At 56.0% G+C, this 12,232-nt stretch carries 9 protein-coding genes; 5 read left to right on the top strand and 4 right to left on the bottom strand.

What is annotated here, in order from left to right:
* Positions 1 to 225: 225 nt before the first annotated feature.
* The 3 genes from JUE30_RS06225 to JUE30_RS06215 all read right to left on the bottom strand — a co-directional run bounded on the left by JUE30_RS06225 (position 226) and on the right by JUE30_RS06215 (position 3,534).
* Positions 226 to 750 carry a hypothetical protein gene (locus JUE30_RS06225; protein ID WP_125754689.1) on the bottom strand — a complete coding sequence of 175 codons (525 nt, stop codon included), beginning with the start codon at positions 748 to 750 and terminating at the stop codon, positions 226 to 228.
* A gap of 204 nt (positions 751 to 954) precedes the next feature.
* Positions 955 to 2,763, bottom strand: a complete 1,809-nt coding sequence (locus JUE30_RS06220) for an FtsX-like permease family protein (RefSeq protein WP_203624100.1) — start codon at positions 2,761 to 2,763, stop codon at positions 955 to 957.
* 12 nt (positions 2,764 to 2,775) lie between these two features.
* Positions 2,776 to 3,534: an ABC transporter ATP-binding protein gene (locus JUE30_RS06215; RefSeq protein WP_203624099.1), complete on the bottom strand. Its 759-nt coding sequence runs from the start codon at positions 3,532 to 3,534 to the stop codon at positions 2,776 to 2,778.
* A gap of 310 nt (positions 3,535 to 3,844) precedes the next feature.
* On the opposite strand from JUE30_RS06215, the gene JUE30_RS06210 reads away from it, so the two are divergent.
* From JUE30_RS06210 to JUE30_RS06190, 5 genes are all read left to right on the top strand, one after another.
* The gene (locus JUE30_RS06210; protein ID WP_203624098.1) at positions 3,845 to 5,494 is read left to right on the top strand and encodes an APC family permease; all 1,650 of its coding nucleotides are present in this window, start codon (positions 3,845 to 3,847) and stop codon (positions 5,492 to 5,494) included.
* A 279-nt stretch (positions 5,495 to 5,773) separates the two neighbouring features.
* Complete coding sequence (locus tag JUE30_RS06205) at positions 5,774 to 7,420, top strand: APC family permease (RefSeq protein WP_203624097.1); 1,647 nt, start codon at positions 5,774 to 5,776, stop codon at positions 7,418 to 7,420.
* A gap of 337 nt (positions 7,421 to 7,757) precedes the next feature.
* The gene (locus JUE30_RS06200; RefSeq protein WP_203624096.1) at positions 7,758 to 8,705 is read left to right on the top strand and encodes a diacylglycerol kinase family protein; all 948 of its coding nucleotides are present in this window, start codon (positions 7,758 to 7,760) and stop codon (positions 8,703 to 8,705) included.
* Positions 8,706 to 8,903: 198 nt separating this feature from the next.
* Complete coding sequence (gene hflX, locus JUE30_RS06195; RefSeq protein ID WP_203624095.1) at positions 8,904 to 10,181, top strand: GTPase HflX; 1,278 nt, start codon at positions 8,904 to 8,906, stop codon at positions 10,179 to 10,181.
* A gap of 210 nt (positions 10,182 to 10,391) precedes the next feature.
* Positions 10,392 to 10,598: a hypothetical protein gene (locus tag JUE30_RS06190; RefSeq protein ID WP_203624094.1), complete on the top strand. Its 207-nt coding sequence runs from the start codon at positions 10,392 to 10,394 to the stop codon at positions 10,596 to 10,598.
* Positions 10,599 to 10,810: 212 nt separating this feature from the next.
* Here the strand turns inward: JUE30_RS06190 and brnQ are convergent, their stop codons facing one another.
* Positions 10,811 to 12,205, bottom strand: coding sequence for a branched-chain amino acid transport system II carrier protein (gene brnQ, locus JUE30_RS06185; protein ID WP_203624093.1), 1,395 nt, complete (start codon positions 12,203 to 12,205; stop codon positions 10,811 to 10,813).
* Between the last annotated feature and the right edge of the window lie 27 nt (positions 12,206 to 12,232).

Raw genomic sequence — 12,232 nt, 5'->3', positions numbered from 1 at the left:
CCATTTCTAATTTCTTTGGTCGGAGAGCAGACAAGGGACAGTGTAATGTCCTCTTTGTGTGCTCAGACATAAAAATGGTATATAAAAAGGAGTTTCGAGGCAAGATGCCTTTCAACTCCAAATATCGTAGCGCCGATAATCGGTCGTCATCGTGACGGCCGGTTTTTTGATTGATTTTTACACCACGAAAAAAGCGGCCCTCATCACGAGAACCGCTGCGCTTGATTACAGAAATTGAGGGTGAAACTTGAAGCTGACCTCAGGATCCGGGGACAGATCGGTCAGACTCAGGTGGAAGGCGTTTTGCCGATCAAACCGTTTGGTGTTGCCGGCCACAAAGATGTACACATCCTTGGTGTTGATCTCCAGCTGCAAGGTTTCGCCGTTTTCGATTGGCAGGCACTGGGCAAAGCCGTTGAGCATCACGTACACCGTCCCACCTAGCCGATTCTTCTCGCGGGTGATGGTCAGCGTATGCGGCACGGCGAGGCGTTCTTCAGCGCTCGCATCATGCGGCTGCGCGTCAAAGCGCCGGCCGCAGACGAGGCACTGCACTTCGATGGGTTTGAAGGCGACCGGTTGCACCGAATCATCTTCCATCACCATATCCATCCGCAATTTGCGGTGCGAAAGACGCACCGGCACAAAATGGTCAGCCCCGCAGTGCGGGCAGGAAAGCCCAGCCAAGCTTGGATATGTGATCGCACCAATATCATCGATTGGCGCGAACGCCATGTCTTGCGAAATCATGATAGCCCCCCTGACTCGCCCCAACGCGAGCCGCTGTAATTTGAAAACGAGAGCTAGCATACTGCTTGCCTCTGGCAATGTCAAGCATTCGGCTCAGACCGCATCAGAATGGGGCTGCCGGCTACTTTTCCCACATCAAAAAAGGCGGCTAAACAGCCGCCTTTCTGAAAAGTCAAATATCGATTCGTGATTGTTCAAGTCGCCTCAATCAGTCGCGATATCCTTCTGGATGACAATGCGCTCATACAGCCACACGGTCAGCAGGTAGTATACAGCATACAGCACTAGGAACAACCCGAACGGCAGCAGCAAGTGACCATAAGGCTCCTGAAGTAGACCGACAAACATCTTCAGGCCAAACAGCACGTGGATCACGCCAAGTAGGCCAGGAAAGAAGAACAGGGCCCCGATCTCCTGGCGCACGGACTTGCGCAGCAGGCCTGGCCGCACGCCGATTTTTTGCAGCATCAGATAGCGGCTTTGGTCATAGGACGCTCCGCTGAGAATCTTGAACATCAAGGTCGACGCGAGCATGGCTAGGAACGCGATGCCCAGGAAGAAGCCCATAAAGGCCATCCCCGAAAAGGCGCCGTTGATCATGTCGTAATAGGTAAACTTCTGCCCGTAAACGGCGGTGCTTTCTTTGCCGTACTGGGCGACGATGGCCTTGTTCAACGCTGAGAGCTGGTCGTAGTTAGCCGTGAAGTCCTTCAGCCGCCAGGTGTGCGCAGTTTGCACTGGACTAGTCAAGGCGGCAAATTGGCTTGCGGTCAGTACGGCGAGCTGCTTGCCCTGCGCTTTGGCCGGCAAAAACTGGCCTAACTGGCTATCGTAATCGCCGCTCTTCTGAGCAAAATTGGCGGCGGTCAGCTTTGTGAATTTGACCGGCCCACGGGCAAACTGAACCACCAGCACTGGGTCACGGTCCAGTTCCGAAGCGTTGAAGTAAACGTGCTTGGCGTCTTGTTTGAGGTGGTAGTTGATCTGGGCCTTGACCCCGGTCAGCTGGCGCGCCTTGGCCATGGTGGCCGCATTCGGATCAACGACGACCGTATCGTACGCATTTTGCTTCGAGGCCAGGTCCGGGATGTCATGCTCAAATCCCAGCCCGACGGTAATGGCACCGAGGGCCAGCGCAAACAGAATGGACACGACAGCCAGAATCCGAGTGTAATCTCGGATGCGAAAACTGAGCTGGCTGAGCGTGAACGTGTGCAGGCCCTTGGCGGCAAAGCGCTTATTCTTTTTCAGCAGGCCGATCAGCCACACCAGCAGCGCATTAAACAGAAAATAGGAACCCAGCACGATGGTGACCAGCGCAATTGCGATGCCGGCCAGGACCAGCTTGGCCAGCTGGCTCATCGCCCAATACCCGATTGCCAGCAGCACCACCGCCAAAACGGCCTGAATCCCCAGCACCCATTTTTTTGTCTTCAGCCGGTTCGGGGTCGTGGCCGCGTGCAGCAGGTCCAGCAGCGGTGTTTTAAGCAGGTTGTGCGCGTTGATCAGCGCGCCGACCACAAACATCAGCAGGAAAAAGACAAACGTCCACATGATTGCCGGCGGCCAAACCACGGAAAAATGCGTCGCCGGGGCGTGCAGCTGCGCCATTAAGACGTGTCCGGCCACGCCGGTCAGGCCCATGCCTAAGGCGATGCCGACCACGGCGGCGAGCACGCCGACCGTGACCGTCTCAATAAAAATCAACTGCGCAATTTTGCGACTTTTGGCGCCGAGCATCATGAACATCGCGTAGTCGCGCTGGCGCATACTCATCAGGAAACTGTTGGCGTAAACGATGTACACCGTTGTGATGATCACCAGCAGAACCTCCCCAAAGCCGAAGATGAACGAGGTCATCCCCACCATGGTGTTGGCGGTCAGAAACGCCTTGTTGGTTGCGAGGCTGAGAAACATGTAAAACACCGCGCTGCCGATCACCAGTCCGGAAAACAGGACCGCGTAATCGCGAAAGCGGGAGCGGATCCCGCCGAGTGCTAATTTGCGTAACATCTTCCCGCCTCCTTACTGCTGAAATGTGCCCAGGGTCGTTAAAATCTCCTGGTAGAACTGCTCCTGCGTCTTTTCGCCGTGCACCAGCTCCTGGCCGATTTGGCCATCCTTGATGAACAGGATGCGCTTGGCGTAGCTGGCAGAAAACGGGTCATGCGTCACCAGCAGGATCGACACATGCTGCTGGTCATTCAGCTGCGCCATCGTATTCAGCAGCTCGCGTGCGGACTGCGAGTCCAAGGCCCCGGTCGGCTCATCGCCAAACAGGATTGCCGGCTGCTGCACCAAGGCGCGGGCGGCCGCGACGCGTTGCTTTTGGCCGCCGGACAGCTCCGTTGGGTAGTGGTCGAGCACCGCATCGATACCTAGCGTCTGGGCGATTTGGGTCACTGCCGTCTGCTGCTGGGCACTTTTGACGTTTTGAAGCGCCATCGGCAGCGCAATGTTTTCGCGGGCCGTCAAGTTCTCAAGTAAGTTGAAGTCCTGGAAAATAAACCCGACTCGCTTGGCCCGAAAATCAGACAGCTGGTTGCCCCGCAACGCGGTGACGTCCTGGCCGTTGATTGCGACGCTTCCGGAAGTCGGCCGGTCCAGTGTGCTTAAAATGTTGAGCAGCGTGGTTTTACCGGAGCCGCTGGCCCCCATGATGCCGACAAATTCGCCGGGCTGCACATCAAACGTGATGCCTTTCAAGGCCTGATACTGCTTTTCGCCGCGCTTGCCATAAGTTTTGGTGACGTCCTTAACGCTGACGACCGGTTGCTCTGCCATGTTGATTCCTCCATTTGAGGCGAGTGCCCCCTAATTTGTCCATGCCAATATCGTAACGTAAAACGCCGCGCTGTGACCTTACGTTTTGCGGGTGGCCGCTAACAACTCTGTAAGTCGCTTAACCATTTCTCAACATATTTTCTGAAATGGCCTAGAATTTTCTGAAAAGACGTCTAGAATTAATCAATAGTGTCATAAGTAAACTGTGCAAGTTTGCCGCACAGTGCCCGTGAGGAGGGTGGTCATGGCCCGCAACAAAGCCCCCGGCCCTCGGTTTGTTGAACGTCACTGACAGCTGAGGAGTAATCAAATGAATAATGAATTAGACGAAAAAAATCATTACATTCCATGGTTCATCATCGCCCTGATGGACTTCGTCACCGTGATTGGCTTTGATGATATTATTTATAATTTTCGCAATCAGGGCTTGGTCGCGCTGTTCACCTGGGTGCTGATGACGTTCTTTTACGTCATCCCCTACAACCTGATCGTCGCGCACATGGGGTCGACCTTCTCTGACGAAGGCGGCGGCATCACGTCCTGGATGCGCCGGACCAACGGCGATACGGTCGGCTACTTTGCCGGCTGGTTTTACTGGATCACTGAACTGCCTTACGTTGTGGACGTGGCCAACTCAGTCATCATTTCCGCCGGCTGGATCCTTAACGGCGACGGCAACATTCAGTCGCACATGGGGAACGCGTGGTTCGGAATTCTGTCCGCCTTCGTGTTCGTGGTCTTCATCTGGCTCGAGCACCTCTTCAAGAACAAGAGCTTGGAGGTCATGTCCACTATCGGCGGGATCGCCATGTTTGGGATGACGGTGATGTTTGTCATCATGACGTTCGTCGGCCTGAAGCAGGGCCGGCCGATCGCCACCCATCCGTTCAACCTGCAGGCCTTCATGCCGAAGCACTTCTGGTCCTTCCGCTTTCTGTCCACGTTCGGCCTGTTCGTCTTCGCGATGAACGGCTCCGAAATGGCCGCGCCGTACACGGGCAACATGAAGCACCCGAGTCGCGATTTTCCCAAGTCGCTGAAGATGATCGCCATCATGACCATGTTCCTGACTCTATTTGGCACCTTCAGTCTGGGCGTCTACTTTAACGCCCACCACCTGCCGAACGACTTGAAAATGAACGGGAATTACTACGCATTTCAGCTGATCGGTCATCAGTTTGGCCTGGGCAACACGCTGCTGTACACCTTCACGGTCACGCAGCTGCTGTACGACCTGGCGCAGCTGGCCATTCTGCTGGACGGTTCTACTCGGATTTTCCTGGCCGACGTGAACAAACGCTTCCTGCCCAAGCAGCTGACCAAGAAGAACAGCGATGGCCTGCCGATCAACGGCTACTGGCTGACCACCGCGATTTGTGGCGTCATCATGGCTCTCGGCGGCCTGCTGCCGAAAATCAACGACATCTTCAACTGGCTGCTGGACCTGAACGGCATTGTATCGCCGTTTGCGACTTGCTTCCTGTTTTGGGCCTTCATGATGCTGCGGCGGCACTCCGACCAATTCAAGACCCCGGAATACACCTACATCAAGTCTGACAAGCTGGGCTTTCTGGTCGGCCTGTGGATGTTCGGCGTCACCTTCATTCTGGCGGTCATGGGCTTCTTCCCAACCGATTCAGATCCGAAGACCTTCGCCACCATGCTGACGCTAAATTTTGCGGTACCGGCAGGGATGATCATCCTGGGCTTCATGATGCCTTGGCTCGCCAAGCGGCAGCAAGCCCGCGGGGCGGCCTTCAGCGTTCGCGGCTGGCAGATCATCACCGTGCTACTCGCGATTGGGGCGGTCGCAGCCGTCAGCTACGGCATCGATGTGCGCCTGTTTGCGAGCCTTGCCGCCCTGCCTAAGCTGGCACTGGTCATTGTCTTCGACCTGCTTGCAGTGGGGCTCGTGCTGCTGATCACGCGCAACGGCCGCAAAGGCGTTAGCGCCGCGTGAAAGAATTAGTCACCATTTTACGCCACCATCGGCCAGACGGCTGGTGGCGTTTTTGTTTGGGCTCACCCAAATGTGTCCGAGTTTATTTTCATGCGGTTCAACATTCGTGGGACAATTTTCTCCAGTCACACCGGGTCCTTCATTTTAGGTGTTTACTGAAAACCAATATAGGGTAAAATGGGTAAGACAAAATTGTCTGACTTGGAGGAGCCCTATGCGCAGAAATAAAGCCCCGGGCCTTTGAGAGTTGACCGTACTTAGTCACACTCGGAGGAAAAAATGGATACTAAAGATAGAAAAGAATATATTCCATGGGTCATTGTCGGCCTGATGGATTTCGTCACCGTCATCGGCTTTGATGATATTATTTATAACTTCCAGAACCAAGGACTCGTCGCCGTCACCTCATGGGTCCTGATGACGTTCCTGTACGTGCTTCCTTACAACCTGATCGTCGCCCACATGGGCTCGACCTTCGCCGAACGCGGCGGCGGCATCACCTCATGGATGCGCGAAACCAACGGCGACACCGTCGGCTACTACGCCGCTTGGTTCTACTGGATCACCGGCCTGCCTTACGTTGTCGATGTCGCCAACTCGGTCGTCATCTCGCTGGGGTGGATCATCTCCGGTAACGGCAACATTCAGGCCCACCTGGGTAATGCCTGGTTTGGGATCACCACCGCCGCGATTTTCGTGGTCTTCATCTGGATCCAGCACCTGTTTAAGAACAAGTCACTGGAAGTGATGTCCACCATCGGCGGCGGGGCCATGTTCATCATGACCGTGCTGTTCGTCATCATGACCTTTGTGGGGCTGGCTAAGGGCAACCCGATTGCCACCCACCCGTTCAACTTCAAGGCGTTCATCCCCAAGGACTTCTTCTCACTGGGCTTCCTGTCCACGTTCGGTCTGTTCGTCTTCGCGATGAACGGCTCGGAACTGGCGGCGCCATACACCGCTGACATGAAGCACCCGGCCAAGGATTTCCCCAAGGCCCTGAAGATGATTGCCATCATGACGATGTTCCTGACTCTCCTTGGCACCTTTTCTTTGGGCGTGTACTTCAATGCCCACCACCTGCCGAACGATCTGAAAATGAACGGCTCCTACTACGCGTTCCTGCGTATCGGGGAGCAGTTCGGCATGGGTAAGAGCCTCATGTACGTGTTTGCCGGCGTGCAGGGCATTTACATGCTCGCCCAGCTGGCCGTCATCCTGGACGCCTCGACCCGCGTCTTCTTGTCGGATGTGGCCAAGCGCTTCATGCCGCGTCAGCTGACCAAGAAAAACAGCGACGGCCTGCCGATCAACGGCTACTGGATGACCACCATCCTGTGTGCCTTGATCATGGCGCTGGGCGGCCTGCTGCCGAAGATCAACGACATCTTCAACTGGCTGCTCAACCTGAACGGCATCGTGTCACCGGCCTCGACCTGCTTCCTGTTCTGGGCCTACCTGATGGTCCGCATTCACCCGGAGCGGTTCCCGAAGCCAAGCTACACTTACCTGAAGAACCGCCACGTGGCCATTTTCGTCGGCGCGTGGATGCTCGGCATCACCGCGCTGCTTGCACTGTTGGGCTTCTTCCCGACTGACGCCACTGCTGATACCTTCGCGCTGCAGCTGGCAATGAACATCATCGTGCCAATCGGCATGGTCGTGCTTGGCTTCATGATGCCGTGGATCGCCAAACGCCAGCAAAGCGGTAATGCGTTCAAGCCGACCACCTGGGTCTTGATCACCATCGTGACCGACGTTGCCTTGATTGCGCTTGTCAGCTACGGCTTAGCCACCAGTATCCTGGCAAACGCACCGGTCGCCCTCAAGTGGGGCGTCATCCTTGTGATCGACATTGTGATGGTCGCGGTAACCTTGTCCGCCACGCGCAACGGCCGGCGGGGGATCGTCACGGAAGAGAACTAACCTAAATTCACAACATCACGCAAAAGCCCCTGGCAAGTTTTCTAAACACTTGTCAGGGGCTTTCATTAGGTCGCGGCGAGGACCGATCCGCACCTCGAGCCTTCACAAAAATTCAACGGCGGCGAGCGACCGGCATTGGCACCGGCACATTGGTCCGTCTGCGCACGACCGTCAGCACAGCCACGGTACCGATGGTGAGCGCTCCTGCAATGATCAGCGTCGTGTGTAACATGGCGATTCCCCCTTTTTCTAAAGTATGCGCTGGTGAGTGCCCGCTTTTCACGTCTAACGCCTCGGCCCCAGCGTGTTACACTGGAGCTATTGGAGGGATGCGCGTATGACTTCTTACACACTGATTTACAATCCGGAGGCTGGGCGCAAAGGGGCCTCGGCAGTGGCTGAGCACATGGCCAGCCGCATCAAAGCAGCGGGCCACACCGCCCTCCTACAGCCGACCAAAGCCCCGGGCGACGCCACTGACTTGGCCTTTCACGCCAAAAGCGAGGTGGTCGTGGCCATCGGCGGCGACGGCACGATCAATCAGGTGGCCGGCGGGCTGGTCAAACGCCGCACCCCGCCGCGCCTAGGCATCATCCCCCAAGGCACCGTCAACAACTTGGCCAAGGTGCTGCACATCCCGCTGATGCCCGACCTGGCTCTGGTCAACCTGCTGGAAGGCACGCCGCATGACCTGGACATCGGCATCGTCAACGACCGCGTCATGATTTCAACGCTGACGCTGGGCGTGTTGGCCAACGCGGCGGTGTCCGTTTCGCAAAAAGACAAGCAGCGCTTCGGACCGATTGTGTATCTCACGCGCGGGCTGAACTCGCTGAGCCGCAACCAGCACTGGCACTTGAAAATCGCCGGAAACGGGACCACTTGGGAGCGCAACACCAGCTTTCTGTTGGTCACCATGACCAACTCGGTCGGCGGCTTTCGCAATTTTGCCCCGCAGGCCAAGCCCGACGACGGCCTGTTTCACGTCTTCGTCGCGCCAAAACCGACGCTTGGCGGCTTTTTGCTGATGCTGCCGTACTTTCTGACCGGGAATTTTGCCAAGCTGCCGGGGATGACGTACTTTGCCGCCGACAGTCTGACCATCGAGAACAAGACGCCGAATACGAAGCTCAAGAGTCGCATTGACGGCGACCCAAGCGTGGGCCTGCCCCTGCGCATGCAGGTAATCTCGGGCAAGGTTCAGGTCCTGACCAAGCCGGTCGAGCCGCTGGGCGAAAAGCTGGGTAAACTGGCCCAAGGCACGTCGCCAGCGCCGAAGGCCTAATTGGCTGGAATCGCCTAATCGTGTTAGACTGAAGGCATCTATAAGGAAAGGAGCCGACTTGCGATGCGCTTAAGAAAGGCAACGCCGACCAATGACTAATCGTTTTTGCGCTGCTTGCGAGCCGGTTTCACACGTCTGGGGAGCTTAGTGCGCCCCTTTTTTTGTGAAGTGCGGCAAGCAGTGCCCAATGGAGGATTTATGCAAGAAATACCTGAAAAAGTAATTATCGCCGGGATCTCCCGGATGCAAGAAAATTTTGACTACTCGATGCAGGAACTCAAGGAGCTTGCCTTGGCCCGCCACTATGACGTGGTCGGCGACACTCGCCAAAACCTGGACCGGCCAACCGGCGCCACCTATTTTGGCTCTGGCAAGGTTGAGGAAGTCGCGGAACTGGCGCGCGCCAATGACGCGACCACCGTGGTCATCAACGATGAGCTGTCCCCGTCGCAGCTGCGCAACCTGGAAAAGGAAATGAAGCTGCACGTCGTCGACCGCACTCAGCTGATTCTCGACATTTTTGCCTCGCGCGCGGCCAGCAAAACAGCTCAGGCGCAGGTCGAAATTGCCCAGCTGCAATACGCCCTGCCGCGTCTGCACCCGTCAGCGAATAAACTGGACCAGCAAGGCGGCGGTGGCGCCGGCGGTTTGGCTAACCGCGGCGCCGGTGAAACCAAGCTGGAAATGGACAAGCGGGTGCTGAACAAGCGCATCGCCCGGCTGCGGCGCGAGCTCAAGGACGCCGATGTCGGCGAGGAAGTGCGCCGCGCCCAGCGCAAAGAAAACAAGCTGCCTGTCGTCGCCTTAGTCGGTTACACGAACGCCGGCAAGTCCACAACAATGAACGGACTGCTGGACCGCTACACCGACCGCGGCGCCGACAAACAAGTTTTTGAAAAAGACATGCTGTTTGCGACCTTGGACACCTCGGTGCGTCAGATCAGCCTGAAGGACAACCGGAAGTTCCTGCTGTCCGACACGGTTGGCTTCGTGTCCAAGCTCCCGCATAACCTGATCGACTCGTTCAAAGCGACGCTGGCCGAGGCGGCCAACGCCGACCTCCTGATCCAGGTTGTCGACTATCACGACGAGCACTACCCAGAAATGATGAAGGTCACCACCGACACCCTGAAAAGCATCGGTATCGAGAATATCCCGATGATCGAGGCCTACAACAAGGCAGATCTGCGGCCCGGCACCCGCTTCCCTGAGGAGAACGGCAACACGCTGATATACTCCGCCAAGGATCCGGCGTCGCTGGACAAGCTGGTTCAGATGATCACGGCGCGTGTCTTCGCGGACTCCGCCGTTCACACCTACCTGATCCCGTTTGACCAGGGTCAGCTCGTCGATTTCATCAACCGCGAAACCGGTGTGATCAAGACTGAGTACGTGGAAAATGGCACGAAGGTCAAAACCACTGTCAACCCGATTCAGGCTGGCAAGCTGCGGCAGTATCTGGTTGAGGAAGACTAAGTCCCCAAACTCAATTGAATTAAGATTAAGGGCTAACTTCCGCTCTAACCGTCATAGGTAATCTGGCTTCGGCCTTACTGCCTGTGACGGTTTTTGTAAACTTTCTGAGTACAGGAGAAAGTTGGTATCTGGCGTATTCTTTATAAGATAATCAAAACATTTCACCCAGTCACATCAGTTGACGAATTCAGCCTTAAGGAGGACAACAGTGTGAGCTTATCAGAGCATCATCTCCTACTGAGCGCCGGCAACTCAGATGACGGCACCATTTGGTTGGACGTGACAACCGGGCAGTTAAGCTACGAGAATTACCTTGCCATCTTAGAAATGCTCTTTGATGAAATGAGAGATGATTTGGACCTGAAACTCAACGATGAAAAATTTCAAAGTGCTATTCGTGACTTAACCAGTGGCTAACTCGTTTTGTCAATTTGCAAATAGAAAAATACCGTCACACCAATGCCTTTTGTTTCCCGTTAAATCAGGTAACGCCACCATTTCGAATGATGCACCAGACACAGTCGAAAAATTCAATCTTCAAATCGTAATCTTGATGAACAACGCAAAGTGGCCAGCGGGGGCAAAAAGTCCCTCACTGGCCGCTTTGTACTTTTGGGAAGAAGCATAACCTAATCTTCGCTGTCGAGCGCCTCGTAAGACTGATCTCGCAGCGGCTGGCCGGACAGCTTAGCAATCAGCGTACCGCCGATCAGGCCGATCAGCATAAACGGCAGGAAGTCCATCGAAATGTTAAACAACGGAATGTAGGTGCTGGCAAACGCATCGATCCCCTTGAGCAGCGAAAGCGCTGGAAAGGCCGTGTAAAGTGAGTGCAACGCGTCGAGGACGGCCGGAATCAGCGTCATGAAGACGGTCGTTTTATAAATGATTGGGTTCTTGCCGATGAACGGGTGCAAGATGCCCAGCACGATCAGCGCGATGGCCAGCGGGTACAGCAGCATCAGCACTGGTGTGGACAGCGTGATGATGTCATTCAGCCCGAAGTTGGCGATGATGAACGAGCCCGTGCAGGTCAGTGGCAAAAACCGCTTGAAGCCGATTTTAGGAAAGCGGTGACCCAAGTCCTGCGACAGCGAGGTCACCAAACCGATAGCGGAGGTCAGACAGGCCAGCAGCGTCATCGCCGCAAGCAGCCCCGTGCCAATCAGCCCGGTGTAATGCGTCATGATTGCTGTGAACGCCGGGCCGCCATTGGCTGACAGCTTGGTAAAGTTCAGCGAGAGCACCCCCAGCGCGATCAGCAGCGCGTAGATGATTGCCTCCAGACCCATGGCCAAGGCGCCAACCTTCGCCACATCCTTCGAGCGCTGAAGCGGCCGATTAACGCCGAAGAACCCAAGCGCAGTGACAATGGTGACCCCAAAGCCCAGGCCGGCCAGCGCATCCATGGTGTTGTAACCCTGCAAAAAGCCGTTGGTGAGGTTGCTGCCCGCCGCGGTGGCGTGCGTGGCGCGAAGCAGCGTCCCACCGTCCCCTTTGATGAGAAACGCCGCAATGAACGCGCTGGCCAGCAACAGCAGCAGCAACGGATTTAGGATTTTACCCACGTAATCGGTCATCTTCGACGGCTTGCGGGAAAAGAAGTACGCGGCGGCAAAGTAAAGCGCCGTGAACCCCAAAAGCCACCAGCGAGTATTTTCTTGGCCGATGAACGGTTGGACCGCCATTTCAAACGCGACCGTTGCCGTGCGCGGAGTCGCGATCAACAGGCCCAAGCTGGCGTGCGTGGCAATCAGGAAAAACAGCGCGAACCCGCGCCCGACCGGCCGGGCCAGGTGGAACATCGAATCGGATTCGGTCATCGAAATGGCGAGAATGGCCAGCAGCGGCAGCAGCACGGCCGACAGCAGAAACCCCAACGTGGCCGGAAGCCAGTTGCCGCCTGCCAGCTGACCTAAATGAATTGGGAAGATCAGGTTGCCGGCGCCAAAGAACAGGCCGAATAGCATGGAGCCTAAAGTGATGTACTGACGCTTGGTCAGCTTCGGATTGGTGTTTGCCATAATGCTGCCTCCAATGAAAGATTAACG

Source organism: Lacticaseibacillus sp. 866-1 (assembly GCF_016861825.1).
Taxonomy (GTDB): Bacteria; Bacillota; Bacilli; order Lactobacillales; family Lactobacillaceae; genus Lacticaseibacillus.
Note: the sequence above shows the minus strand (reverse complement) of the source record. Positions and strands in the feature narration are given on the sequence as shown.

Bases quoted from the DNA above. Each gene is read 5' to 3' on its own strand.
- JUE30_RS06225 (WP_125754689.1), bottom strand. From the start codon at position 750: ATGATTTCGCAAGACATGGCGTTCGCGCCAATCGATGATATTGGTGCG.
- JUE30_RS06220 (WP_203624100.1), bottom strand. From the start codon at position 2,763: ATGTTACGCAAATTAGCACTCGGCGGGATCCGCTCCCGCTTTCGCGAT.
- JUE30_RS06215 (WP_203624099.1), bottom strand. From the start codon at position 3,534: ATGGCAGAGCAACCGGTCGTCAGCGTTAAGGACGTCACCAAAACTTAT.
- JUE30_RS06210 (WP_203624098.1), top strand. From the start codon at position 3,845: ATGAATAATGAATTAGACGAAAAAAATCATTACATTCCATGGTTCATC.
- JUE30_RS06205 (WP_203624097.1), top strand. From the start codon at position 5,774: ATGGATACTAAAGATAGAAAAGAATATATTCCATGGGTCATTGTCGGC.
- JUE30_RS06200 (WP_203624096.1), top strand. From the start codon at position 7,758: ATGACTTCTTACACACTGATTTACAATCCGGAGGCTGGGCGCAAAGGG.
- hflX (WP_203624095.1), top strand. From the start codon at position 8,904: ATGCAAGAAATACCTGAAAAAGTAATTATCGCCGGGATCTCCCGGATG.
- brnQ (WP_203624093.1), bottom strand. From the start codon at position 12,205: ATGGCAAACACCAATCCGAAGCTGACCAAGCGTCAGTACATCACTTTA.